This is a genomic window from Roseateles sp., from assembly GCF_049240545.1.
Classification (GTDB): Bacteria; Pseudomonadota; Gammaproteobacteria; order Burkholderiales; family Burkholderiaceae_C; genus Paucibacter_A.
Genome location: NZ_JBMLSK010000074.1, coordinates 1 through 25,270 on the forward strand (window position 1 = coordinate 1; position 25,270 = coordinate 25,270).

A 25,270-nucleotide genomic window follows, 5' to 3' on the forward strand; every position below is an offset into this window, starting at 1 on the left:
CAATCGGCAATCAAACAACCTATCGCTGTGTCCGAAAAAACTTGACCAGCACACAGCAATCGCGGCCAAGAAGGCACTTGCAGACCCAGATGAAGATTCCGACTGGTCGAATGTGCTCGCAGCGAAGTTCGGCATTCAGGCTTCCACGCTTCGCTCGCTAGAAGCAAACCTCCAGTTACCGCCGAGTGACACTTCGGTAAACGGTTGGACTCGATGGCTCTTCGACTGGCTGAAGTCGGAACCAAGGGCCTTCATTGAGATGACTCGTCAGGAAGGTCTTGAAACCTTGTTCGGCAGCGAGTTTACTGCGCTGACGACACCGGAGGAGCGAGGGGAATTTGCCATTCCGAGACTTCTACCGCTCCTCGAAGCATGGATGGCAGGGAAGCCGTTCACGGCCATGGAGAAAATCTTTAATGCCTCCCTGAAGAAGCTAAATAAGTGCGAGAACAGCCGGGACTTCGTCCTGCGAGTTCTCCCAGACATCGCGTACATCGCATCACTTCCCGAATTGGTCCGCCGTGCGAGCGAAGCCATCGACGAATCTTGGCTGACCCTTGAACGCCTAAGTGGATGTGTTCGAGACGGCCTGGACACGCTAGAGAAGCTTGCACTCTACCAAGTCATCGGCCGGTCTGGTGCTCGCATCGCATCACACGAAACTTGGGGTGCGTGCGAGTTCTGGACCGAAGCGGCACAGCCGAACGAGGACTGGAAGGCATTGCGAAACCGCGTCAAGGAAGGCTGGATATCTTGGAGCGCGCCATAAACCCTGGGTAACGGAAAAATCTAAGTCTCCAGTTGCGGTAGAGCGCAGCAAGTAGGGCCAGTGGCTACCCCCGTTCAAAGTTCCCAACCCTGAAAATTTTCCAGTGTCCACCTGGCCCAAACCTGGCAAAAACAAAGGTGCACGAAGTCACCCCGTCAGTGAGCTAGTGACATAGTGGGCCGCCCCTGCCTCGCAGGCCATGAGAGGCAGGGCGAGGGACATACCGGGCAGCATGGGTCCGTGACGATGCCACCGAGCCTGACGTCAGTCGCTGCCCATGGCGGGACCGGTGAATCCAAGCGAAGGCAATCTCACGCCTGCACACTGGATCAATGCTTGACAGTTGATCCACTGGTGATCCAACATGCCCCCGCTGCGGAGCTACACACACCCAGCATTCACCCACTGTTGGACAGTGTGGCGGACAGTGCCTGAGCCTCAGGCGCCACCGTGGGAAGATACAAAGAAGTTGACGTAAATCGTTGCCCGCAAAGCAAAAAGCCCGACAGATCTGCGATCTACCGGGCTTCTTATTTCAACGTTACTTGAAGGTAACGCCTACCTAATTTGGTAGGCGCGATTGGACTCGAACCAACGACCCCCACCATGTCAAGGTGGTGCTCTAACCAGCTGAGCTACGCGCCTCAAGAGCTTCGCAGTATAGCACGCATTTTTTGGCGGTGTCTACACTTTGATGAAAACTTCATTATTTTCTTCTGGCGCTGCGCACGCCATTGATCTGGGAAAGCAGTCGAAGCACCTGGGCGAGGCGCCCTGAATCGGCCACTTCCACCGTGAAGTTCATCCAGGCGGTATCGCTGCGCGCCGACTTGACGGACTGTGTGTTGACCGCAATCACGTTCATCTTTTCTTTGGCCAGCACTTCCAGTACATCGCGCAAAAGGCCTTGTCGGTCAGAACCTTCCACGACCACATCCACCGGATACAAGGCGGCACCTCGGGGCTGACCTTTGTCACCCACTCCGCCCGAAACAGCCCCCCCCCACTCCACGTCAATCACACGCTCAGCGGCGCGTTCGGCCATTTGGCGGAAGTTGACACAGTCCAGGCGATGGATGGCCACCCCTTTCCCCCGCGTCACGTAACCGCCAATTGCATCGGGTGGAGCTGGGCGGCAGCAGCGGGCCAGATTGGTCAGCAGTGAATCAACACCCACCACCAACACCCCGCCGCGCGGTGCACTGCTGCTGGCCCGTGTCTTACGCTGTGCCAGCAGTTCATCGTTGTCAGGCTCCGGTGTCGGTGGGCGCAGCAGCAACTCGATATTGCGCAAGGAGTACTCATCCTTGCCAACCACCTCAAACAACGCATCGGCATTCTTGAAGCCCAGCCGCCCCGCCAGGTCCTCCAGCTTGATTGCGGTTTTCCCCTCCCGCTGCAGCAACTTCTCAACCGATTCGCGTCCACGCGCAATCGTCTGCCGCTGGGCCAGTGCATTGAACCAAGCCCGGACCTTGGTGCGAGAGCGCGGACTTTGCAAGAACCCGAGCTCGGCATTCAACCAATCCAGCGAAGGCCCACCCTCTTTGATGGCACTGATTTCCACGGTCTGTCCGCTTTTCAGCGGCGTGTTCAAAGGCAGCATCACGCCATCAATCTTGGCGCCGCGGCAACGGTGCCCTAAATCGGTATGCACCGCATAAGCAAAATCAATGGGGGTCGCTCCCGCCGTCAACTCGACGATCGAGGCCTGAGGCGTGAAGACATAGATGCGCTCATCAAACATCGGCGTCGCGGGTTCCGCCGAGCCCCCACTTGCCGATGCGTCAGAGCTCTGCGCCTGCACATCGCCTTCGACAAAGTCGCGCTCCCAGGCCAGCAATTGCCGCAAAACCGCCTTGCGGGCTTGTGCGACTTGATCCTCGAACTCGCCTGCTGCACTCACGCCGGCGTAGCCCCGCGCACCCGCCTCTTTGTAGGCCCAATGCGCCGCAACCCCGTGCTCTGCGTGTTCATGCATGGCGGCAGTACGGATCTGCACCTCCATGGCACGACCATCCGAGCCCAAGACCACGGTATGCAAGGACTGATAGCCGTTAGGCTTGGGTCGGGCAATGTAGTCGTCAAACTCACCGTCGACGGGCGTGTATTTTTCATGCAAGCGGCTCAGCACCGCGTAGCAATCGGCAAGCGCCGGCACGATCACCCGCAAGGCGCGCAAATCAAACACCCGCTCCAAGGCCAGATGCTTGCCTCGCATCTTTTTGTGGATGCTGTACAAATGCTTGGGTCGCCCCTGCACCTGCGCCTCCAGATTCAGCGCCTTGAGATCCTCTTGCAAGGCCATGCGGGCGGCCTCGATGCTCTGCTCGCGCTCGACCCGGGTCTCATCCAGGGCTTTGGCAATGTCGCGGTAGACCTGAGGCTGCAAGAAGCGGAAAGACAGGTCCTCCAACTCCCACTTGATCTGCCAAATCCCGAGTCGATTCGCCAGCGGCGCGAACACCTGCTGCGATTCGGCAGCCAAGCTGACCGGACAGGGCTTCTTGGCTGCGGCAAAGTAGCGCAAGGTCTGCAAGCGCGAAGCCAGCCTCAACAGCACCACCCGCAAATCACGCGAAAACGCTAACAGCATCTTGCGCACGCGCTCGGTCTGTTCGCTACGGCGCCCCGCATCCAATTCCGCCTCACGGCCCGCTCGGGCCGCCCGTTGAATCTGCACCAAGCGCCGCGTATGCATGACCAAACTGGCGTAGGACTCACCGAACGCCTTGGTCACCACTTCCTCGGGCTTGTTCAGAAAGTCGCCGGCATAAACCAAATAGGCGGCCGCCTGCATGGCGGGCGCCGCCCCGATGCCAGCCAAGATGGCCGACACCCCATCGGCATGCAGCAAGGCATCTTCGCCCGTATCGAGGGGCTGGCCAGCCAACAAAGGCTCTGCAAAGGCGCGCGCACGCGCGATCGGGTCTTGCGGAGCCTGCGATGCGCTTGCCTCATGCGCCGTCCCCTCGGGCAAGCCGACAGGGCGCAAATCCACCTCCATCAAGGCCACGATGGGGGCCGCCTGCTCCCCTTGCAACACACTCAAACCCGTCTTCATACCGCTCCAAGAAATGCCCTCACCCGTTCAATCTGATCGGGCTGGACCAGTGTTGGCGCGTGACCAACGCCAGACAATTCTTGCACTTGTGCACAGGGACCGCGCTGCGCCATGGCCTGAGCGGTCTGCGACGTCAACAAATCGGACTCGGCTCCACGCAGCAGCAATGTCGGACAGCTCAAGGCGTCATAAACCTGCCACAGCGCGGCCGATGAGGCCTGGGCCAGTTCAGGGGTGACCAACTTGAATGCTTGCGCAATCTGCGGGTCATAGTGCAGACGCCATTGATCCGAGGCCGGATCATGTTTGAACATCGGTGCCGACAAGGCCGCCCATTGTTCGGCGCTGTGCGGGCCAAAACCTTTTGAGATGCTCAAGAGGTAGTCGCGCCCTTGCTCCAGGCTGTCAAACGCCATGTTCTGCCCCAGATAAGCGCCAATGCGTTGCAGGCTTGCAAACTCAATCTGAGGGCCGACATCGTTCAACACCAGGCGTCGCACCATCGGCGTGGCCGAGCCGCCCCGCAGCGCCGCCAGCCCCATGCCGATCAGCCCGCCCATGGACGTCCCCACCCAATCGACCCAGTCCACATCCAACCGGGCCAACAACGTCACCATATCCGCCACATAGGTCGGAATCTGGTACGCCGCCGGACTGGCGAGCCAATCTGATTCACCGCGCCCCGCCACATCAGGACAGATCACCCGGTACTGCGAGGACAGCACGCGCGCGAGCTCGTCAAAGTCGCGCCCTTGTCGGGTCAGGCCGTGCACACAGACCACCACGGGCGCCGCCTGGCCGGGCGGCAAAGGCGCCGTGCAGCCCCACTCCCAGTAGGCCATGCGGTGCAATCCAGCCGGGCCGAGGCAATTGACGTACTTGAGTTGTGCTTCGCTCATGATCTTGTTGCGCTTCCTTCTATAGTCCATCCTAGCAACCCCGAAAGGACTTCCGTGATGTTGAAAGGCAAAACTGCCCTCGTAACCGGTTCCACCAGCGGCATCGGCCTGGGCGTCGCCCTGCGGCTGGCAGCACAGGGCGCCAATATCGTGCTGAATGGCTTTGGCGACGTTGCCGGGCCCCGCGCCCAAGTCGAAGCCCTCGGTGTACGGGTCGGCTACCACGGCGCCGACATGAGCAAGCCGGCCGAAATCGAAGCCATGATGGCCTATATCGAGTCCGAATTCGGCGCCTGCGACATCTTGGTCAACAACGCGGGTATCCAGCATGTGGCCGCGGTCGAGGACTTCCCACCCGAGCGCTGGGACGCCATCTTGGCCATCAATCTGAGTTCGGCCTTTCACACCACCCGCCTGGCATTGCCCGGCATGAAGCAACGGGGCTGGGGGCGGATTCTGAACATCGCCTCGGTTCACGGCCTGGTCGCCTCAGCGCAAAAGTCGGCCTATGTTGCGGCCAAGCATGGGCTGGTCGGCTTCACCAAGAGCGTGGCCCTGGAAATCGCAAGCAGTAGCGTCACCGCCAACGCCATTTGCCCTGGCTGGGTGCTGACGCCCTTGGTCCAAAAGCAGGTGGATGCACGGGCTGCCGCAGACGGCGTGGATGGGGAAGAAGCCAAGCGCCGACTGCTGGCCGAAAAACAGCCATCGCTGCGCTTCACCACGCCTGAACAGTTGGGAGAGTTGGCAGTCTTTCTCTGCTCGGAGGCGGCCAGCAATGTGTGCGGCCAGGCCTGGAGTCTGGATGGCGGCTGGACGGCCCAGTGATCCAGGCCGGCCGCTCAGATGCCTGAGCGGCCCTTTCGTGCTTAACGTGCCGTCATCACCACCGTGCCGTTGACCGTCACGCTGACCGAGGCCTTGCCGGCCTCCACCGGCAAAGCCTCATCGGCCGCGGCCGCCATGGTCTTGAAGCGCATCGGCGGCGCTGCCATCGGCATCATGCCGGGCTCGGAGCTGCTGACATTGACCTCGCCAATGGCATAGCCCCCGTAGCCAAACTGCTTGATGTAGTCGGCAGCGCGGGCCTTGAAGCGTGCAATGGCTTGCACCACCGCTTCCGACTCGGCCTGCTCGCGCTGCTCCTTCGACAAGCTGTAGGCCACTCGGCCGATGCTCATGCTGCCGATGCGGGCGCTGAGTTGCGCAATCGCAGCGGCATCACGCCCCTCCACCACCAACTCGGCCGTGCCTTGCCAGCCATTGATCCCACCCTTGGCGGCGTAACGCGGGTAGAGGGAAAAGTTTCCGGTCTGAACCTCGACCTGACCCGGTTTGGCGATCTTGCGCGCCTCCAGCAGGGCGGCATCCAGGGCCTGCTTCAAGCCGGTCTGCACCACGGCGGCATCGCTGCCCTCCTTGGTCGTCGAGAAGGTGATGCTCAGCACATCTCGGGCCACATCCACGCTGGCGGTAGCGCTCAGGTTGAGCCGATCTCGCGGCGCCGGGTCGGCGGCCCAAGTCAAACCGCTGATCATCACCAGACCGAGTCCAGCAAGCATTTTCTTCTTCATAAGTCTCCTCTCAGTGAAAACCCTTAGCTTAACCCAGACCCGTGACCTGACTGCGGCCGAGGCTTGAGTCCAATTGTTAATGAGCTGTAACCGTCTGGCTACAGCGTGGGAATCCTGCCAAAACACGCTGACAATGTGTCTGTTACAAATTCCTGGGTGCCCGGATTCCGATCCAGCCGCCCAACTCCAAGAGAAGCAACTGCCATGTCCAGCACCAACCAGAGCCCGACCCGGCCCACCCGCATCCTGGTTGTCGATGACGACGCCCGCATCCGCGACCTGCTGCGCCGCTACCTGAGCCAAGAAGGCTTTGAAGTCCTGCTGGCCGAAGATGGCCGCGCCCTGAACAAGCAGTTGACGCGCGAAACCGTCGACCTGATCGTGCTGGACCTGATGCTGCCCGGCGAAGACGGCCTGACCATCTGCCGCCGCCTGCGCGCCGCCAATGACACCACGCCCATCATCATGCTGACCGCCAAGGTCGAAGATGTGGACCGCATCGTCGGCCTGGAAGTCGGCGCCGATGACTACCTGAGCAAACCCTTCAACCCGCGTGAACTGTTGGCCCGCATCAACGCCGTGATGCGCCGCCGCCCGGCTATCGAGGCACCCGGCGCGCCCTCCAAAGAGCCGATGACGGTGAGCTTCGGCCCCTTCGAGTTCGACCTGGCTTTGCGCCGCCTGTCGCGCGATGGCGAAACCCTGCCCTTGACCACCGGCGAGTTCTCCATGCTCAAGGCCCTGGTGCGCCACCCACGCCAGCCACTCAGCCGCGATAAGCTGGCGCAGTTGGCCCGTGGCCGCGACTTCGAGCCCTTTGACCGCAGCCTGGACGTGCAAATCTCGCGCCTGCGCAAGCTGCTGGAAACCGACCCCGCGCAACCGCGCTACATCCAGACCGTCTGGGGTGTGGGTTACGTTTTTGTGCCGGATGAAAAGGGTTGAGCCTGCTTGAGTGATCTGAGCTGACACACCGAGGCCATGCCGCGCCCCCAACTCGCCCTCAATCTGTTCTGGCGCACATTCGCCCTGCTGGCCTTGCTGCTGCTGGGCGGTGTGCTGGCCTGGCAGCAAACCTTCAAGGTGCTGGAGGCCGAACCACGTGCGCTGGAAGCCGCCCAGCAGCTCGCCGGCCTGGTCAACTTGAGTCGGGTCGCCCTGGCCGACACCGACAGCATCAACCGCGTGGCCGTGCTCAGCAGCCTGGCGCGCAGCGAGGCGGTGCAGGTGCGCCTGGCGGAGGCCCATGACCGCTGGCAGCCCTACGACATGAACGCCTTCGCCAAGCAATTGGCCGCCGAGTTGCGCAGCAAGCTGGGGCCGTCGACGCTGGTGGCGCGCAGCGTCAACGGCGAGTCCGGCCTGTGGGTGCGCTTCAGCATTGGCGAGGAGGCCTATTGGCTGCAGACCAGCCCCAGGCCGCTGAGTATTTCCAGCTCCAGCAATGTTTTATGGCTGCTGATCGCCTTGGTGGCCACCGTCTTGGGTTCGGCCGCGATCACGCGGCTGATCAACCAACCCTTGCGTGAATTGAGCATTGCAGCGCAGCGCATCCGTGAAGGCGAGTATGAGTCGCGCCTGGACGAAAGCACCCACACCAGCGAGATTCGCGACGTCAATATGGGCTTCAACCGCATGGCCCGGGAATTGGCCAAGATGGAAGAAGACCGCACCGTGATGCTGGCCGGCATCTCGCATGACTTGCGAACCCCGCTGGCGCGGCTGCGCCTAGAAGCCGAAATGAGCGTGCCGGACGAGCAGGCGCGCCAGTTCATGGCGCAAGACATCGACCAACTCGACGCCATCATTCACAAGTTCATGGACTACGCCCGGCCGTCCGAGCTGCAGCTGCAACCCGTGAACCTCAGCCTCTTGGTCGATCGCGAAGCGCAAGGTTTCCGCAATCCGCAGCAAATCAGCATTGCGATTGATCTGCCGTCGGAGCTGAAGGTTTGGGCCGACGAAACGGAATTGGGCCGGGTGCTGCTGAATCTGTTTGAAAACGCACGCCGCTACGGCCACGCGCCCGACGAAGGTGCTCGAGTCACCGTCAGCTGCAGCCAAACCGGCCCTTGGGTGGCTTTGCAGGTGCGAGACTTCGGGCCTGGTGTGCCGGCCGACAAGCTGGCCCGCCTGACCACGCCCTTCTTCCGAGGTGACGCCGCTCGCACCGCCGCTACCGGCGCCGGCCTGGGCCTGGCGATTGTTGAAAAGTCAGTGCAACGCCTGGGCGGTCAGCTGGAAATCGGCAACGCCGAAGGCGGCGGCTTGTTCGCCGTCATTCGGCTGCAAAAAGCCTCCTGACCCAGCGCCCCCACTGCCGCCCTTTTCTTGCCGCAGCCCTTCGACAGCAAGGGCCTCAATCTGGAGCGAAGCGTCCGGGGCAAACACTCAGGCAGGCGCGGTCTCAGGCAGTCGTGTCAGCAAGCACACCGCGTGGGCCTCCATCGCCAGGCCCTCACCCACTGGCCCCATCTTCTCGGCGGTCTTGGCTTTGACATTGACTTGTCCGATGTCGATGCCCAGCACCTCGGCCAGCCGGGCCCGCATGGCCGGGATATGCGGCGCCATCTTGGGTGCCTGCGCCTTGATGGTGGAGTCGATATTGATGAGTTGCCAACCTTCGGCCTGCACCCGGCGGTAGGCTTCGGCCAGCAAGACCATCGAGTCGGCACCCTTGAATTCGGCGGCGGTGTCGGGAAAAAGCTTGCCAATATCGCCCAGCGCTGCGGCGCCCAAGAGGGCATCGGTGATGGCGTGGGCCAAGGCATCGGCATCCGAATGGCCGAGCAGGCCATGGGAGTGCGGAATCGTGACGCCGCCCAAAATCAAGGGCCGGCCGGTGACCAGGACATGCGTGTCCCAGCCTTCACCAATGCGTAAGGGAGGAAGTGAAAAAGTAGCGGTCATGGGTGAGCGAAGTGTGCAAATCAACAGGGAGGCTGGCCTCAGTTTTCGACGCCAGCTTAGCGCATTCATCAAGCTGCGCTATGGTGTCGGCCGTAACTGCTGGCTCTTGCTGCTGAGACTCTCGGTCCGGCCAGAACCGCCACCTCGACACGCCTCCATGACTCCACTGTTTCCTGCCCTGTTGCTAATCCTGGGCCTGGGCCTGAACGGCACCCGGGCCTGTGCCCAATCGTCCGAAGACGCTGCGACCCCCAAAGACCCGGCGCGACCCAAGGTCGGCCTGGTCCTGTCGGGCGGCGGTGTGCGCGGGCTGGCCCATATCGGTGTTTTGCGCGTGCTGCAAGACCTACGGGTGCCGGTCGATTTGGTCGTGGGCACCAGCATGGGCGCGGTGGTTGGCGGGGCTTATGCTTCGGGCCGCAAGATCGAAGAGTTGGAAGACTTCGTGCGGCGCACCGACTGGCCCGCCATCATGGCCGATCGCCCGCCACGCCAGAACTTGAGCTTCCGGCGCCGCGAGGAGGATCAAGGCATCCCCTCCCGCATTGAACTCGGTCTGCACCGCAAGACCGGCATGAGCCTGCCCCCTGCCGCCGCGGGCAACAGCTCGCTGGAGTTCGCGCTTGAGCGCTTGGTGCCACCCTTGCAGGCCGAGTCCCCCATCAGCCAGATGAACCTGCCCTTCCGGGCCGTGGCCACCGATCTGCTCAGCGGCGAGATGCTGGAGATGGTGGACACGCCCTTGTTCTTGGCCATGCGCGCCTCGATGGCCATCCCCGGCGTCTTCACCCCGGTGCGCATCAATGGCCGCGCGGTGGTCGATGGCGGCCTGGTGCGCAATCTGGGCATCGATATCGCCCGCAAGATGGGCGCCGAAGTGATCATTGCGGTGAATGTGGGTTCACCGCTGCTGGAGGAGCGCGAAATCACCAGCGCCGTTGGCGTCGCCAACCAGATGCTGCAGATCCTGACCAATCAAAACGTCGCGCAGTCGCTGAAGGGCTTGCGGCCCAACGATGTGTTGATCGACCCGGACCTGGGCGATATCGCCTTCATGGATTTTTCGCGTTATGAGGAGTCGATCAGCTCCGGGCAGCGCGGGGCCATGGCCGCCCACGAACGTTTGCGGGCCTTATCGGTGTCACCCGAAGCCTATGCGGAACAGGAGTTGCGCCGGCTCCAGCAGCCGCGTCAACCGGCCAAGCAATTGCCCTTGGCCAGCCTGACCCTGCGCGGTACCAAGCACACTGATGCCGAGGCCTTGAAGGCCGAGGTCGACCTGCCCCTCGGCAAACCCACCGGACTGGCCGAGATCCAGAAGGCGGCCGCCAACTTGTATGGTCGCGGTGATTTCGAACGCATCGACACCCAGATCAGCGACGAGAACGGTCGCCGTCAAGTAACGCTGAATCTGACCGAGGCCGATTGGGCCAGCAGCCGCCTGCGGGTCGGCCTTGAGCTTTACAGCGACTTCGACGAAGCGAATCGCTTTTCACTCTCCGTCATGCATGTCTGGACCTGGCTGAACCGCTGGGGTGCAGAGTTACGCACTACTGGCACCATCGGCGCCAAACGCAATTTGGGGATGGAGTTTTTCCAACCGCTGGGGCCAGGCTCGCCCTGGTTCGCCACTGCGGAGGCTCGTTACGGCTCTGAAAACGCAGACATTTTCAACGAGAAAGGATTGCGGCAAGCACGGATCCATACCAATATGGCCGGCGCATCCTTCGCCTTGGGGCGGCAATTGGGCAACTGGGGCGATGTCCGCTGGAATTTCGGACGCGCCCGGGTCAGAGCCGTTCAGGCGATTCCAGAGGATCCTGCAGAGCGCGGGCAAGCGTGGGTCAATCAGCAGTCTCTCAGATTCCGCGCCGACACGCTGGATTCGGTGGCGTTTCCCAGCCGAGGTTTTCTGATCGACGCCAACTTCATCAGGCAAAGACCCGACGGGGTCACTGTGCCGAATGACTATTTCTCTTTGCAGGGTTTGAGCGCATTCCGGCTTGGCCAATGGGCCGGCCATGTGTACGGGGAAGCCGCCAGCACCAAGCTCGACGGCAATGTCGGGGAATTGGGTGGCTTCTTGCGCCTATCGGGCTCACCGCGGGGCTCGCTCAACGGCAGCAACGTGGGCATGGGCCGCGGGGTGTGGGCTCGAAATAGCGGCCAGTTGCCGCTCGGGCGGGGGACCGCAAGCGGGGCGGGCTTCGCGCTCGACGCCGGCGCGATTCTGAAGTCGAATGAAAAGGCGCTGCTGACCTTGCCCGACGGCAAACTGGCCGGCAGCCTTTTCCTCGCCATCGATACCCGCTTTGGCCCCTTCTACCTGGCCGCTGGCAGCACCTATCGCGGACAGTCCTCGCTTTACCTGTTCCTGGGTCCGATCTGGTAATGCCGGCTCACATCTTGTTGCGCCGCATGGCGGTGAACTGAGCAAACTCCCAGGAACGCAAACCCAGCAACAAGGTGAAGCCATCACGCTCCGCCGGCAGCAGGCGCTGGTCATCCTGGTGCAAACGCGCCAACTCGGCGGCCAATTGACGGATCTTTTGCACCAACTCCTGGGCGCTGGGATTGGAGAGTCGCCCATGGACGCACAACAGGGTTTCGCCCGCTCCATCGAAGCGCCCGCCGAAGTAGTCATCCACCACATACTTGCGGAAGAACTGCTGCACCGGGCCATCCGCCAGCCAACGGAAGGCAATGGACACCCGCATGCGGTAGCGGTTCATCGCCTTCAGCTCGATCAACTCCAAGCGGTCTAACTTCACCAGATAGCGGATGCACTCGGTCTCTGAAATGTCATAGACCTCGATGATCTGCTCCAAAGACCAATGCCCCAAGCAACAGATGGCCACCAGCAAGAGCTTGGGGTCCTGCACCAGCGACTTCTCCTGGTCCAAGGTCAAGGTGTCCGCATGCGGGGTGGCATCGGCCGACTGGCGCAGCACGTCCTCCATCGCCACGCCCACGGATTTGCAAATCTGCTCCAGGCGAGTGAGGCTCATATCCCCCTGCGAAAACACCCGTTTGATGCTGGACTCGCTCATGTCCAAGCGCTGCGCCAACTGCTTGTAGGTGACACCGGCCGCTCGCATCTCGCTGCGCAGCACTTGAATGATGACTTCCGGACTGCTCATACCTCTCCTGAAACATCGTGATTTGGTAGCGCATCGTAGTACCAAACAGGGCTAAAAACGCGACAAAGTTCAAGATCCTGGCAAGTCCAGCTGATCAAGGGAACACTGCAAACCGTCGCCACTGAAGCACCAGCCCGAGAGGCTCTCCAGCGGCGAGAAGTCAACGCAGCAAACCCATAGGAGTAGTTCAAATGACCCAGTTCCAAACTCTGAGCCGCACGATGGCCGCCGTTTTCGCCCTGTCTGCCGCAGCCGGCAGCGCCAACGCCGCCCCGCAGCCTGAAAGCTATGTCGGCGCCAACATCGGCTTGTACAACAAGTACGACATCAAGTGCAGCACCGGACAAAAATGCGACCAAACGGCCAGCCTCGGCGGCAAGGTTTACGGCGGGATGAACTTCGAGAACTTCGGCGTCGAAGTGATGGCTTTCGGCGTGGGCAAGGGTGAAGGCACACTGCGCCGTGCCGGCAAGGACGCCCAAGGCACGGTGAAGATCGGCGGCCTCGGCGTGGTCGGCACCCTGCCCTTGCAGATGGGTGATTTCACGCTGCGCGGCAAGCTCGGCGGCGCCTACACCCGCGGCGCGGCCAGCTACGCAGCCGGCGGCAGCGAAAGCAAGAACAGCTTTGGCCTGCTGGGCGGCGCCGGCCTCAGCTACGCCATCAGCAAGACCATGAGCGTCAATGCCGATTACGACCACATCAGCGCCAAGTACAACAAGGCAGGCGACAAGGCCAGTGTCAATATGTTCTCTGTGGGTCTGAGCTACAAGTTCTAAATCCCAGCACCAGGGGGCTCGCACCCGGCCTCAACGCTGGGCGCGAGCCTGGGCCCATCCACGGCGCGCCACCCTGGCCAAACAGGCCCAAGGCCCCAAGGCTTTTGAGCAACTTGCCCGCGGCCGAGCGGGCGCCGCCATCACCCCAGGAGGAGCGTCTCTTGCATGCCCTCATCTTCAGCTTGACCTTGGCCGCAAGCGCTTGCGGCTTCGTCGACGAGCGCCCACCCAGCCAGTCCAACGTCAACAGAATAGAAACCAGGCCAAGCGCCGATGCTAGCCTGTGCTCCAGGCTAGGCGATAGGCTACGGAAACTATTGCTCAGGCTTTGAGGCCCAGGTCACTGGTGGGGCGCATCAAGGCCCAGGACGGCTCTGCAGCAAACGCTCAGCCAAGGCAAAGTCAGCCGGCCATGTGACCTTGAAGTTCTCCATCGAACTTTCCACCAGCAATGGCCGGTGCCCCAAGGCCTCGACGGCGCTCGCTTCGTCGGTGATGGAGTCATCCAGTTGCGCCAGCGCCGGCATCAACAAACCAAGGCGAAACATCTGCGGCGTTTGGGCCGCCCACTTCTCGGCACGTGCAATCGTCGCAGCCACACGGCCTTGCTGCGAGGCCTTCAGCGTGTCTGCCAGCGGCAGGGCCAGCAAACCGCCCACCTCATCGGATGCACAGGCCGCCATCAAGCGTTCAACCCACTCCGGGCGCAACAGGCAACGCGCTGCGTCGTGCACCAAAACCCAGTCGTGCGGCTGGGCGCCCAAGGCCTGCAATTCACGCAAGCCATTGGCTACGGTCTCGGCGCGGCTGGCGCCACCACAGCGCGCCACCCAAGCGCCCTGGCCCGTAAAACCCGGCACGGCGGCCTCAAACTGCTCATCATCTGGCGACAAAACCACCAAGGTGCCGCTCAAACCCTTGACCTGGGTGAGCGCTTGCAAGGTATGTCCCATCATCGCCTGGCCTGCCAGCTTCACATACTGTTTGGGCCCCTCGGCGCCCGAACGTGCGCCAACGCCAGCGGCCGGCACCAAGGCAAAACAGCGCGGCTGCTGTCCGATTGTGTAGTTCGTCATCGAGGCATTTTAGGGTCGACCTAAAATCGCACCTCCATGCAAATCGAAGCCATTCGTCAACGCCTGCGCGCGCTCGGCGCCAAAACTCCCCATGAACAGCGACTGCTGCGCGACTGGGTCCGGGCGCGCCCCCATACCCAAGGGCGACGCAAGCCGGATGACTTCCTGCCCTTGGCCTTGCGCAGCGCCCTGCATGACCTAGATGCGGAACTACAAGGCCTCGCCCGCTTGATCTCCAGCCATCCCGGAGAGGATGGTTCGGCACGCTTGTTGGTTGGCCTGAACGACGGGCAAACCGTGGAGTCGGTACTCTTGCCCCGTGGCGGCTTGTGCGTGTCCAGCCAAGTCGGCTGCGCGGTCGGCTGCCAGTTTTGCATGACCGGGCAAAGCGGCCTGATCCGCCAGGTCAGCAGCGGCGAAATCGTGGCTCAAGTCGCCTTGGCGCGCTCGCAACGCGAGGTCAAGAAAGTCGTGTTCATGGGCATGGGTGAGCCCGCCCACAATCTGGACAATGTGCTGGAGGCCATCGATCTGCTCGGCAGCGAAGGCAATATCGGCCACAAGAACTTGGTGTTCTCAACCGTCGGTGACCCGCGGGTGTTTGAGCGGCTGCCGCTCGAGAGGGTCAAGCCGGCGCTGGCACTCTCTCTGCACACCAGCAAGGCCGAGCTGCGCGAGCGTTTGTTGCCGCGTGCGCCGCGCATCAGCCCGGATGAACTGGTCGAGTTGGGCGAGCAGTACGCACGGCAGAGCGCCTACCCCATTCAGTACCAGTGGACCTTGCTGGAAGGCGTGAATGACTCAGAGGACGAACTGGACGGCATCGTGCGCCTGCTCAAGGGCAAGTACGCCATCCTGAACATGATTCCCTACAACAGCATCCCCGGCCTGGAGTTCAAACGCCCCAGCTGGGAGCGCGCCGCTGAGATCGCCCGAACGCTGCACCAGCGCGGCATCTTGACCAAACTGCGAGATTCAGCGGGACAGGATGTTGATGGTGGCTGTGGGCAGTTACGGGCGCGCAGTTTGGCCAACACGGAACAAACCATTCAAGTGCTGCGCCGCCCTGCAACTCAGCCTCGGGCCCACAATGCTTGACAAGAAAAAAGGGGCCGCGCCCCTTTTCTTTGATGGCCTCCGGGCTCAGCCCCTTACTTGGGACCGCCCATATTGGCGGGCGGATTGTTGCGAATCGCGTCCTGATACGCATCCTTGTCGACCGACTTGACCGACACGCTTCCGGGGTCTTTGCGAGCAATCATCGAACCGGTTCTGATCGTCCGCTCTTCCCTCTCGATACCGGCCGATGCGGCATCTCCGGATGAGCTGGCACAAGCACTGCCCAGAATTGTCGCAAGGATGAGCGCGGCCGACATTGCAAGTCGCGAACCGGACTCAGGCAAACCCTTCAGCCCGGCATAAGCGCCGCAAGCTGCCACTGATTTCTTCATGATCCCTACCCTTTGTTGAACCTAACAAGATTGATCAACGGCAGCCCTTCACGCACCAACTCGCTGGGTTGCTCAGTTATTCTGACTCGGCCATTCTAGACAGTCCCGGTGCTGACGCAGGAGAAGCTTGGTCTCCGACTGTGGCTGTTGGCGCTGAGCCTTGGGATTAGCGAGGACTCCGCGGGACGCACAGGCCCGCTTGCCTACAATCGCCTCAGCTCCACCCCGGGGCTGTTTCCATTTGTGCGCCATGCCGTCCTCCCTGAATCTGCCCCCGATCAATCCCGGTAAGAAGTTCACCCTGGCCCGACCGACCGGCTCGGCCGATGCGCTGCTGCTGGCCCGCTATGCCGTGCAACAAATGGCGGCTGGGCGCATCACCGCCATCATCACCGCCGAGCCGGGCGACACCCAGCGCTTGGAAGACGAGCTGAAGTTCTTTGCGCCGGAATTGCGCGTGGGCGTCTTCCCCGATTGGGAGACCCTGCCCTACGACACTTTCAGCCCGCACCAGGACCTGATCTCCGAGCGCTTGGCCACTCTGTGGCAACTGCTGCAAAGCCGCGGCAAGCCGGCCGACCAGCGCGAGCTGGATGTGGTGCTGCTGCCCGCCTCGACCGCCCTGACTCGCTTGGCGCCCCCGAGCTTCTTGGCCGCGACCACCTTCAACTTCAAGCAAAAGCAGCGCCTCGATGAAGCCGGCCTGAAGTCACAGCTGACGCTGGCCGGCTACAACCATGTCTCGCAAGTGGTGTCGCCGGGCGAGTACGCGGTGCGCGGTGGGCTGATCGACCTCTTCCCCATGGGCTCCTTGGTGCCCTACCGGGTCGACTTGTTCGGCGACGAGGTCGACTCGATCCGCACCTTTGACCCGGACAGCCAGCGCAGCCTCTACCCGGTGCCCGAGGTGCGTCTGCTGCCGGGCCGCGAGTTCCCGATGGACGAGGCGGCACGCAAGGCTTTTCGCTCACGCTGGCGCGAAAAGATGGACGGCGACCCGACCCGCTCGCGCATCTACAAAGACATCGACCAAGGTATTGCCACCGGCGGCATCGAGTACTACTTGCCGATCTTCTTCGAGCAAACCGCCAGCATCTTCGAGTTCCTCGGTGAGCATTGCGCGCTGGCTCTGCATGGCGAGGTGGACGAAGCGCTGACGCGCTTTTGGACCGACACCCTCGAACGCCACCGCTTCTTGCAGCACGACCCCGAACGCCCCATCCTGGCGCCGGAAGAGATCTACCTGAAGGCGGAAGAGTTCTTCGCGCTGACGCACAGCCATGCTGTGCTGGCGGTGCGCGGCCAAGAGCCCAGCGACTTTGCCCGCCCGCTGCCCGATGTCAGCGTGGAGCGCGGTGCCCAAGAACCGCTGGCGCGGCTGGCCGCCCACCTGCATGCCACGCCGCACCGCGTGCTCTTGCTGGCCGAAAGCGAAGGCCGGCGCGAGAGCTTGCTGGAGCTGCTGCGCGACAACAAGATCGACCCGCCCTCGGTCGGCAGTCTGGCGGAGTTCGAAGCCAGCCCAGAGAAGTTCGCCATCGCGGCCGCGCCGCTGGCAGCCGGCTTCTTCTGGCATGAGCCCGATGAAGGTCGGCTGATCCAGTTCTTCACCGAAACCGAGCTCTTCGCCACCACGCCCACCACACGCCGGCGCCGCAAGCAAGAGCAGGTCAGCGACGTCAATGCGCTGATCAAGGATTTGTCCGAGCTCAAGGTCGGCGACCCGGTGGTGCACAACAACCACGGCATCGGCCGCTACCAGGGCCTGATCAATATCGACATCGGTGACGGCGCCTCCGAGTTCTTGCACCTGATCTATGCCGATGAGGCCACGCTTTATGTGCCGGTGGCGCAGCTGCACCTGATCAGCCGCTACACCGGTGTTTCAGCGGAAGAAGCGCCGCTGCACCGGCTGGGCTCCGGCCAGTGGGAAAAAGCCAAACGCAAAGCCGCTGAGCAGGTGCGCGACACCGCGGCCGAACTGCTCAATCTCTACGCCCGCCGCGCTGCCCGCGAGGGCCACGCCTTCCGCTACTCGGGCCATGACTACGAAGCCTTTGCGGCCAGCTTTGGCTTTGAAGAAACGCCCGATCAGCGCGCCGCTATTCATGCGGTGATCCAGGACATGATCAGCCCCAAACCGATGGATCGACTGGTCTGCGGCGATGTGGGCTTTGGCAAGACCGAGGTGGCTTTGCGTGCGGCCTTTGTGGCGGTGATGGGCGGTAAGCAGGTCGCCATCCTGGCGCCCACCACGCTCTTGGCCGAGCAGCATTACCAAAACATTGCCGATCGTTTCGGCAAGTGGCCGGTGCGAGTGGCGGAGATGAGCCGCTTCCGCTCCACCAAGGAGATCAAGGCCGCCATGGCCGGTCTGGCCGACGGCACCATCGACATCGTCATCGGCACCCACAAGCTGCTCAGCCCGGATGTGAAGTTCGCGCGCTTAGGGCTCTTGGTGATCGACGAAGAACACCGCTTTGGCGTGCGCCACAAAGAGGCGATGAAGGCGATGCGCGCCGAGGTCGATGTGCTGACGCTGACCGCCACGCCCATCCCGCGCACCTTAGGCATGGCGCTGGAAGGCCTGCGCGACTTGAGCGTGATCGCCACCGCCCCGCAGCGCCGCCTGGCCATCAAGACCTTTGTGCGCAGCGAAACCAGCGGCACGATTCGCGAGGCGGTGCTGCGTGAGCTGAAACGCGGCGGGCAGGTCTACTTCCTGCACAACGAGGTCGAGACCATCGAGAACCGGCGCCAGAAGCTCGAAGAGCTGCTGCCCGAAGCTCGCATCATCATCGCCCACGGCCAGATGCCCGAGCGCGAGCTGGAGCGGGTGATGCGCGAGTTCGTCGGCGGCAAACACAATGTCTTGCTGTGCTCGACCATCATCGAGACCGGCATCGACGTGCCGAGCGCCAACACCATCATCATTGCCCGCGCCGACAAATTCGGCCTGGCCCAGCTGCACCAGCTGCGCGGCCGCGTCGGCCGCTCGCACCATCAGGCCTATGCTTATTTGATGGTGCCTGATATCGAGGGCCTGACCAAGCAAGCCACCCAGCGCCTGGACGCGATTCAAGCCATGGAAGAGCTGGGCTCAGGCTTCTATTTGGCCATGCACGATCTGGAGATTCGCGGTGCCGGCCAGATGCTGGGCGAGAACCAGAGCGGCAATATGATGGAAATCGGCTTCCAGCTCTACAACGAGATGTTGGCCGAAGCGGTGCGTTCGCTGAAGGCCGGCAAAGAGCCCGATCTGCTCAGCCCGCTGGGCGCCACCACCGAGATCAATCTGCACGCCCCCGCCCTGCTGCCCGACGCCTACTGCGGCGATGTGCACCAGCGCCTGTCGCTCTACAAACGCTTGGCCACGGCCGAAAAGAGCGAGCAGATCGATAAGCTGCTGGAAGAAGTCACCGACCGCTTCGGCAAGCTGCCGGCGCAGGGTCAGACCCTCTTCGACACCCATCGCCTGCGCGTGCTGGCCAAGCCTTATGGCGTGGCCAAGATCGACGCGGCGCCGATGGTGATGAACATCAATTTCCGACCCAATCCGCCCATCGACGCGATGCGGGTCATTGAGCTGGTGCAAAAGAACAAGAGCATCAAGCTGGTGGGCAATGACAAATTGCGCATCGACAAAGCGCTGTCCGACCCCAAGGACCGCGCGCATGCCATCCGAGAAGTGCTGCGCCTTCTCGGCACCCCCATCAAACAAGATTGATATGAGCGCACTCGTCACCCAGGGCTTCACGCCTCCTTTGCGTCTGGCCGACTTCAAACTCGCCGCCTTCGATATGGACTCGACGCTGATCAGCATCGAGTGCATCGATGAAATCGCCGATGCCGCCGGCCGCAAGGCCGAGGTGGCCGCCATCACCGAAGCCGCGATGCGCGGCGAGATCACCGATTTCAAAGACAGCCTGCGGCGCCGCTTGGCGCTGCTCAAGGGCGTGCCGGTCACGGCCTTGGAAGCGGTATTGAAAGAGCGCCTGCAGTTCAACCCGGGCGCGCGCGAACTCTGCGCGGCGCTGAAGGCCGCGGGCCTGAAGCTGGTCTTGGTTTCGGGCGGCTTCACGTTTTTCACGCGTTATGTCGCGGCCGAATTGGGCATGGACTGGGTGCGCAGCAATGAGCTGGAGATTGAAGGCGGCGCCCTGACCGGCGGCTTGGTCATGCAGCCTTGGGGCGACATCTGCGACGGCGAAGAAAAGCGCCGCATGCTGCTGCAATGCGCCGCTGAGATCGGCGCCCTGCCCGCGCAATGCATCGCCGTGGGTGATGGCGCCAACGACCTACCCATGATGGGCGCGGCCGGCTTGTCCGTGGCTTATCACGCCAAGCCCAAGGTGCGCGAACAGGCCATGGTGGCCATCAACGAGGGCGGTCTGCAGCGTTTGCTGGAAGTGCTGGTCTGAACAAGCTTCCAACCGCTTGGGCTGGATTCACTCGTGAAAGCGCTGATACAGCTGCTGCCACTGCGGGCTGGCACGCAAGCGCTCCAAGGCGCGCTGCCAGCGCTGCACCTCGGCCTCAGGCGTGTCTAGAGAAAACGCGATATAGCCTGGGCTTAAACCAGCCTCCACCGGGGTGCGCCGAAAGTCCGAGGCATCCAGCCCCGTGGCCTGCAGCAGGCCCCGGAAGTTCTCATCTGAAGAGGCCATCAGAGCCGCCCGCTTGGCCTTGAGCATGCGCAAACAGGCTTCCTATGACACGCCGCGCTCAAAGCGGGTGAAGCCTTGACGGCTCAAGAGCTCTTCGTAGGCCGTGCCGTTAGCCACACAGACCGGCAAGGACTTGGCCTCTTCCAGCTTGCGCAAGGGGCGGTCGGTGCTGCTGGACTCGAAAAACCAGTCGCTATCAATCAGCAAGGGCCCCACCCACTTGAACTGCGCCTCCCGCGCCGGCGTGCGCACCACATTGAACAGCGCGCGACGCGGCCCGTCTTGCACCAGCTTCATGCCTCGTGCAAAAGGGACGACCGAGATGGCGTCCGCATAGCCCAGATCGGCCAGCAGGGTGCGCACCACCTCGACATGAAAGGCCCGCTTGCCGCCATGCGGCTTGCCTTGCAGGGTTTGGCCCCGCACCTGCACCTGATCGCCCACGTTATGGGTGTAGAACTGCTGGGTCTGCGCGAGGCTCGGGCCGGGCAGCAGGCTGAGCATGCCAAGCCACAAAGCGGCTGCCCATGCCCGGCGCGATCGACTCCACCTCATCCCCATATCCGCCCAAAACTGCTCTGATGACAACTCAGCTTAGCCCAGGCTGGCGACGCTCACGGAAGCTCCAGCCCGCGCAAGCGGCGCAGAAGCCGCAGCATTTCACGCGGGGCATGGTTTCAATGGGATTCAGGCCCTGCAAGTCACGACGGAGCGTGGGTCACCGAGCATGCAGCGGCTGATCGCAAAGCACCACGCCATCGGCGTCGGCATACAGCCAGTCGCCAGGTCGGATGTGAACGCCTTGAATCTGCACGGCCACCTCGGCCTGACCTTGGCCCTTGCGGTCGGTCGGCATGGGCACATGGCCCAGGGCCAAGATGCCCACTTGCGCCTGGGCCAGCTCAGCCAAATCGCGCACGCAGCCGTGAATCAGCAAACCGGCCCAACCGTGATGCGCGGCGGCCATGGCCAACTGGCCACCCAAAAGCGCGCGCCGCAAAGAACCGGCGCCATCAACCACCAGCACCCTACCCTCGCCGGATGACTCCACCGCGGCCTTGACCAGGCTGTTGTCTTCAAAACACTTAACGGTGCGCACCGGGCCGGCAAAGCGGCTCAAGCCGCCATAACTTTTCAGCCCAGCGGGCAGCCAACGCAAACGGCCCGATTCATCACTCTTGTGGGCATCGCAAAAATCACAAGTTGAGAATTCGAGCGCGCTCATGCGGGGCTTACTCCTGTAAGGCTGGGATTGAAGGGTCGGCCAAAACCGTGATGCGCACCCCATGCAGCGCCACCACCTGACCAGCGCGGATCTTGGCGGTCTTGCGCAGCTCGTCCTGGCCATTGACTTGCACATTGCCCTCGCTGATGAGGACACGGGCGCGGCCGCCGCTTTCCACCAGACCGGTTGCTTTGAGCAATTTGTCCAGCTCGATGTACTCGCCGCGCAGTTCGAAATCTAATGTTTGCATGGACTCAATTGTCCCAGAGTCAGCTCGCAGCGCTGCTACGGCTAGAGAGCGCGCCTCATTTCTTTTTAAAGCGTCCCACCAAGCTGGCGGCAGCAATCGCCAAGAGCAAGGCCAGTGCCGCACCGTAGAAGACGCCGGCCGGCTGGTGACGATCCATCAGGGCGCCGAAGATCGGCGCGGCCAGCGCAAAGCCCAAGTCGAGCCCGGAGTAGACGGTGCCATAGACACGGCCGGTGGCGCCCGGAGGCGCGGCGCGCTTGATCAACATATCGCGAGACGGCCCCGCCAGCCCGGTGCCGAGACCCGCCAAAGCCACCACTGCGGCAGCCGCGAATGGCGCCACCCAGCCGCTGGCGGCCAAGGTGAGCAAGGCAGCGGCTGCGAGCAGGCCGATGGTGATATTGCGTTCCAGATGGGTGGAGCGCGCCACCCAGAAGCCGCCCAACACCATGCCTGCTGCGCCGCTCAACATATAGCCGGTCACCACAAAAGCGCTCAGACTCAGCGGCAGGCCGTAGAGGCTGTTCAGCGCCGGACTGGCAAAGCTCTGGATCGCGGTCAGGGCCGCGGTGCTGAAGAAAAAGAAGGAGAAGCACAGCCACACCGAGGGCAGGCGCAAGAAGGCCAAGGGGTGCTCTTCTTGCAGAGCGGCAGCGCCCGGCTTCTCGTGCGTCCAAGCGCCCTGGCTGTCATCAATCGCGTCGCGGCGCCAATACAGCAGCGCCATCACCGACAAGGCCACCATGGCCGTGCCCACATAGGCATAGCGCCAGTGACCGAAGAGGCCAGAGAGCCCGATCAAAAACACCGGCGCCAAGGCCCAGCCCAGATTGCCGGTGATGCCATGCACCGAGAAGGCGTGGCCCAAGCGTGCCGAGGACACCCGTTTGTTGAGAATGGTGAAGTCCACCGGATGAAACGGCGAATTGCCCAGACCCGCCAGCGCCGCCGCCAGCATCAAGCCCGCGAAACCAGTGGCCAGGCCAGCCGCCACCGAGGCCAAGACAAAGCAGGACAAGGCGGCAAACAAGACCGGCCGCGCGCCGCGCTTGTCGACCAAGAAGCCGGCCATGGCCTGGCCAATGCCGGAGATGACAAAGAAGGTGGTGACCAAGAGCCCCAGCTGCGAATAGCTCAGGCCGAAGTCGCGGATGAAGGCCGGGAACAGCGGCGGCAAGAGCAGGTGAAAGAAGTGCGAAGTGCCATGGGCCAGACCGATCAGGCTGATGGTGCGGACATCGCTTTTGCGTTGTTGGCGGGCTTGTTCGGCCGCCGAGGCATCTGGAGCCAAGGCCTGGGGATGAAGGGATGCTATCGTCATGTCCTCAATGTAGGCCGGCCCGACTCGGCAGAGTTACGATAGTTCGCCAAACACTGTCGAATTTCAGCCATGCCCAGCCCCAAGCGAAGTCCAAGCCAACGACCCAGCGCACGACCAAGCACACGGGGCCGTACCAGCCTGCCGCCGCTGGACCCGCAGCGCTATGCGCCCAGCGCCGAGCGCCCGGTGCGGGCCAAGGCGAGGCTGATGGAGAACTGGATGGAGATCCACGCCCACCATCACGACTGGGGCCAGCTGGTCTTCTCCATCAGCGGCGTGGTGAGGGTGAACACGCCGGATGCCACTTTTTTGCTGCCACCCTCGCGGGCGCTGTGGATTCCGCCCTTGCGCGAACATGCGGTCACCGCGGTGGAGCGGGCCGATTTGCGTACGCTCTATTTGCATCAGGCGCCCGGGGCCGACGCGCAAGCGGGCAGCAGCATTCGCCCGGACTGGCAGGAACCGCGCGTCTTGGAGGTTACGCCCTTGCTGCGCGAATTGGTCTTGCAAATGGCCCGGCTGAACGAGCCTTCAGAGACAGTAGCCACCGCACCCGAGCCCCGCGAGCACTGGATTGCCAGCCTGATCCTGGACGAGTTGCAACGCGCCAAGCGCCTGCGCCTGGGTGTGGACCTGCCGCAAGACAAACGCTTGCGACGCCTGTGCGAGGCGATTTTGCAGGCGCCGCAGCGCCACGCCGCTTTGGCCGATTGGGCGGCCGAAGCTGGCGCCAGCGAGCGCACCATCTCGCGCCTGTTTCGCGAGCAGCTGGGCAGCAGCTATGCGCAGTGGCGCTCGCAAGTGCTGCTGGCCAAGGCCTTGACGCTGGCCGCGCGGCAGCTGCCCATGGGCCTGATCGCGGCAGAGTTGGGCTATGCCAGCGCCAGCGCCTTCACCGCCATGGTGACTCGCACGGTGGGCATGCCGCCCAGCCGTTTCTTCGCCGAAGCTTGAGGCGAGCGCTGCGCACAAACCGGGCCCAAGCAAGGCCTTGCCCCGCCACTCTAAAATCCGCCCATGGAACAAGTTCTTTTCGACTACACCCGCCAGAGTGACGAGGGGCAAAGCTGCACCGCCCAAGCCTGGGCCAAGACCCCGGCACCTTTGACGACGTCGCAGCGCCAAGCGCTGAAAGCGCGCGCCGCCGAGCTGCTGAAGGACCATAAGGCGGTGCTGGTGGCGCATTACTACGTCGACGGTGATCTGCAGGACCTGGCCCTGGAGACCGGCGGCTGCGTGTCCGACTCGCTGGAAATGGCGCGCTTCGGGCGTGACCACGAAGCCTCCACCCTGGTGGTGGCGGGCGTGCGTTTCATGGGCGAAAGCGCCAAGATTCTGAGCCCCGAAAAGCGCGTCTTGATGCCTGATCTGGACGCCACCTGCTCGCTGGACCTGGGTTGCCCGGCCGATCAGTTCGCGGCTTTTTGCGACGCCCACCCGGACCGCACCGTGGTGGTCTATGCCAATACCAGCGCTGCGGTGAAGGCCCGCGCCGACTGGATGGTGACCAGCTCCTGCGCGCTGGAGATCGTCTCGGAGCTGAAAGCTCGCGGCGAAAAAATCCTCTGGGCACCGGACCGCCATCTGGGCCGCTACATCCAAGAGCAGACCGGCGCCGACATGCTGATGTGGCAGGGCGACTGCATCGTCCACAACGAATTCAAGGGCCTGGAGCTGGACCTGCTGCGCAAGGAACACCCGAACGCGATGATTCTGGTGCACCCCGAATCACCCCAAAGCGTGGTGGCGCAAGCCGACGTGGTGGGCTCCACCTCGGCGCTGATCAAGGCCGTGGTCGAGGGCTCGGCGCAGGAATACATCGTCGCCACCGACAACGGCATCCTGCACCGCATGCGCCAGTTGGCGCCCGGCAAGACCCTGATCGAAGCCCCCACCGCCGGCAACAGCGCCACCTGCAAGAGCTGCGCGCACTGCCCCTGGATGGCCATGAACGGCCTGCAGAACCTGGTCGACTGCCTGGAGCAAGGCCTGGGCGAGGTGCAGGTGGAAGAAGGCGTGCGCCTCAAGGCCCTGGGCTGCATTCAGCGCATGCTGGACTTCACAGCAGCGCTCAAAAAGAAAGCGGCCTTGGTGCCCGGCATCGGCGCGGCCTGAGTGGCTCACAAATAGCCCGGCAGAGTCGGG

At 62.9% G+C, this 25,270-nt stretch carries 23 protein-coding genes and 1 tRNA gene; 11 read left to right on the forward strand and 13 right to left on the reverse strand.

Features of this window, described 5'->3' with window-relative positions; genetic code table 11:
• On the forward strand, positions 1–769 hold a 769-nt coding region (locus ACOVRJ_RS04045; protein ID WP_422042613.1), incomplete at its 5' end, for a hypothetical protein.
• Positions 770–1,337: 568 nt separating this feature from the next.
• Here the strand turns inward: ACOVRJ_RS04045 and ACOVRJ_RS04050 are convergent.
• The 3 genes from ACOVRJ_RS04050 to ACOVRJ_RS04060 all read right to left on the reverse strand — a co-directional run bounded on the left by ACOVRJ_RS04050 (position 1,338) and on the right by ACOVRJ_RS04060 (position 4,732).
• Positions 1,338–1,414, reverse strand: a tRNA-Val gene (locus ACOVRJ_RS04050).
• A 61-nt stretch (positions 1,415–1,475) separates the two neighbouring features.
• Positions 1,476–3,833 (reverse strand): RelA/SpoT family protein, encoded by a 2,358-nt coding sequence (locus ACOVRJ_RS04055; protein ID WP_422042614.1) that lies wholly within the window; start codon positions 3,831–3,833, stop codon positions 1,476–1,478.
• On the reverse strand, positions 3,830–4,732 hold the full coding sequence (locus tag ACOVRJ_RS04060) for an alpha/beta fold hydrolase (RefSeq protein WP_422042615.1): 903 nt from the start codon (positions 4,730–4,732) through the stop codon (positions 3,830–3,832). The genes ACOVRJ_RS04055 and ACOVRJ_RS04060 overlap by 4 nt, the downstream gene beginning before the upstream one ends.
• A 57-nt stretch (positions 4,733–4,789) precedes the next feature.
• Here ACOVRJ_RS04060 and ACOVRJ_RS04065 point away from each other — a divergent pair, with 57 nt between their 5' ends.
• The gene (locus tag ACOVRJ_RS04065) at positions 4,790–5,560 is read left to right on the forward strand and encodes a 3-hydroxybutyrate dehydrogenase (RefSeq protein WP_422042616.1); all 771 of its coding nucleotides are present in this window, start codon (positions 4,790–4,792) and stop codon (positions 5,558–5,560) included.
• Positions 5,561–5,601: 41 nt separating this feature from the next.
• Here ACOVRJ_RS04065 and ACOVRJ_RS04070 read toward each other — a convergent pair whose 3' ends face one another.
• A complete protein-coding gene (locus ACOVRJ_RS04070) occupies positions 5,602–6,306 on the reverse strand; it encodes an SIMPL domain-containing protein (RefSeq protein ID WP_422042617.1) in 705 nt (234 codons plus the stop codon).
• 204 nt (positions 6,307–6,510) lie between these two features.
• On the opposite strand from ACOVRJ_RS04070, the gene ompR reads away from it, so the two are divergent.
• Complete coding sequence (gene ompR, locus ACOVRJ_RS04075; RefSeq protein ID WP_422042618.1) at positions 6,511–7,251, forward strand: two-component system response regulator OmpR; 741 nt, start codon at positions 6,511–6,513, stop codon at positions 7,249–7,251.
• Between the two features lie 36 nt (positions 7,252–7,287).
• Entirely contained in the window at positions 7,288–8,610 is a 1,323-nt protein-coding gene (locus tag ACOVRJ_RS04080; protein ID WP_422042619.1) for an ATP-binding protein, read from the forward strand.
• 87 nt (positions 8,611–8,697) lie between these two features.
• Here the strand turns inward: ACOVRJ_RS04080 and ispF are convergent, their stop codons facing one another.
• A complete protein-coding gene (gene ispF, locus ACOVRJ_RS04085) occupies positions 8,698–9,216 on the reverse strand; it encodes a 2-C-methyl-D-erythritol 2,4-cyclodiphosphate synthase (RefSeq protein WP_422042620.1) in 519 nt (172 codons plus the stop codon).
• Positions 9,217–9,373: 157 nt separating this feature from the next.
• Between ispF and ACOVRJ_RS04090 the strand changes: the two genes are divergently transcribed.
• Entirely contained in the window at positions 9,374–11,608 is a 2,235-nt protein-coding gene (locus ACOVRJ_RS04090) for a patatin-like phospholipase family protein (protein ID WP_422042621.1), read from the forward strand.
• Positions 11,609–11,615: 7 nt separating this feature from the next.
• Here ACOVRJ_RS04090 and ACOVRJ_RS04095 read toward each other — a convergent pair whose 3' ends face one another.
• Positions 11,616–12,356 carry a helix-turn-helix domain-containing protein gene (locus ACOVRJ_RS04095; RefSeq protein WP_422042622.1) on the reverse strand — a complete coding sequence of 247 codons (741 nt, stop codon included), beginning with the start codon at positions 12,354–12,356 and terminating at the stop codon, positions 11,616–11,618.
• 191 nt (positions 12,357–12,547) lie between these two features.
• Between ACOVRJ_RS04095 and ACOVRJ_RS04100 the strand changes: the two genes are divergently transcribed.
• Positions 12,548–13,135 (forward strand): outer membrane protein, encoded by a 588-nt coding sequence (locus ACOVRJ_RS04100; protein ID WP_422042623.1) that lies wholly within the window; start codon positions 12,548–12,550, stop codon positions 13,133–13,135.
• Between the two features lie 356 nt (positions 13,136–13,491).
• Here the strand turns inward: ACOVRJ_RS04100 and ispD are convergent, their stop codons facing one another.
• Entirely contained in the window at positions 13,492–14,211 is a 720-nt protein-coding gene (gene ispD / locus ACOVRJ_RS04105) for a 2-C-methyl-D-erythritol 4-phosphate cytidylyltransferase (protein ID WP_422042624.1), read from the reverse strand.
• A gap of 36 nt (positions 14,212–14,247) precedes the next feature.
• On the opposite strand from ispD, the gene ACOVRJ_RS04110 reads away from it, so the two are divergent.
• Positions 14,248–15,309 (forward strand): RNA methyltransferase, encoded by a 1,062-nt coding sequence (locus tag ACOVRJ_RS04110; RefSeq protein WP_422042625.1) that lies wholly within the window; start codon positions 14,248–14,250, stop codon positions 15,307–15,309.
• A gap of 53 nt (positions 15,310–15,362) precedes the next feature.
• Here the strand turns inward: ACOVRJ_RS04110 and ACOVRJ_RS04115 are convergent, their stop codons facing one another.
• Complete coding sequence (locus tag ACOVRJ_RS04115; RefSeq protein ID WP_422042626.1) at positions 15,363–15,662, reverse strand: hypothetical protein; 300 nt, start codon at positions 15,660–15,662, stop codon at positions 15,363–15,365.
• Between the two features lie 250 nt (positions 15,663–15,912).
• Between ACOVRJ_RS04115 and mfd the strand changes: the two genes are divergently transcribed.
• A complete protein-coding gene (gene mfd / locus ACOVRJ_RS04120; RefSeq protein ID WP_422042627.1) occupies positions 15,913–19,389 on the forward strand; it encodes a transcription-repair coupling factor in 3,477 nt (1,158 codons plus the stop codon).
• Between the two features lies 1 nt (position 19,390).
• Positions 19,391–20,083 carry a phosphoserine phosphatase SerB gene (gene serB / locus ACOVRJ_RS04125; protein WP_422042628.1) on the forward strand — a complete coding sequence of 231 codons (693 nt, stop codon included), beginning with the start codon at positions 19,391–19,393 and terminating at the stop codon, positions 20,081–20,083.
• A gap of 27 nt (positions 20,084–20,110) precedes the next feature.
• Here the strand turns inward: serB and ACOVRJ_RS04130 are convergent, their stop codons facing one another.
• The 5 genes from ACOVRJ_RS04130 to ACOVRJ_RS04150 all read right to left on the reverse strand — a co-directional run bounded on the left by ACOVRJ_RS04130 (position 20,111) and on the right by ACOVRJ_RS04150 (position 23,125).
• The gene (locus ACOVRJ_RS04130) at positions 20,111–20,329 is read right to left on the reverse strand and encodes a hypothetical protein (RefSeq protein WP_422042629.1); all 219 of its coding nucleotides are present in this window, start codon (positions 20,327–20,329) and stop codon (positions 20,111–20,113) included.
• A gap of 42 nt (positions 20,330–20,371) precedes the next feature.
• Positions 20,372–20,833, reverse strand: coding sequence for a substrate-binding periplasmic protein (locus tag ACOVRJ_RS04135; protein ID WP_422042630.1), 462 nt, complete (start codon positions 20,831–20,833; stop codon positions 20,372–20,374).
• Between the two features lie 214 nt (positions 20,834–21,047).
• Positions 21,048–21,554, reverse strand: coding sequence for a ribonuclease E activity regulator RraA (gene rraA, locus ACOVRJ_RS04140; RefSeq protein ID WP_422042631.1), 507 nt, complete (start codon positions 21,552–21,554; stop codon positions 21,048–21,050).
• Between the two features lie 7 nt (positions 21,555–21,561).
• Positions 21,562–21,804, reverse strand: coding sequence for an RNA-binding S4 domain-containing protein (locus tag ACOVRJ_RS04145; protein ID WP_422042632.1), 243 nt, complete (start codon positions 21,802–21,804; stop codon positions 21,562–21,564).
• 55 nt (positions 21,805–21,859) lie between these two features.
• The gene (locus ACOVRJ_RS04150) at positions 21,860–23,125 is read right to left on the reverse strand and encodes an MFS transporter (protein WP_422042633.1); all 1,266 of its coding nucleotides are present in this window, start codon (positions 23,123–23,125) and stop codon (positions 21,860–21,862) included.
• Positions 23,126–23,194: 69 nt separating this feature from the next.
• On the opposite strand from ACOVRJ_RS04150, the gene ACOVRJ_RS04155 reads away from it, so the two are divergent.
• Both ACOVRJ_RS04155 and nadA read left to right on the forward strand, forming a co-directional pair.
• Positions 23,195–24,079 (forward strand): AraC family transcriptional regulator, encoded by an 885-nt coding sequence (locus ACOVRJ_RS04155; protein WP_422042634.1) that lies wholly within the window; start codon positions 23,195–23,197, stop codon positions 24,077–24,079.
• Positions 24,080–24,142: 63 nt separating this feature from the next.
• A complete protein-coding gene (nadA, locus tag ACOVRJ_RS04160; protein ID WP_422042635.1) occupies positions 24,143–25,240 on the forward strand; it encodes a quinolinate synthase NadA in 1,098 nt (365 codons plus the stop codon).
• Positions 25,241–25,270: the final 30 nt, after the last annotated feature.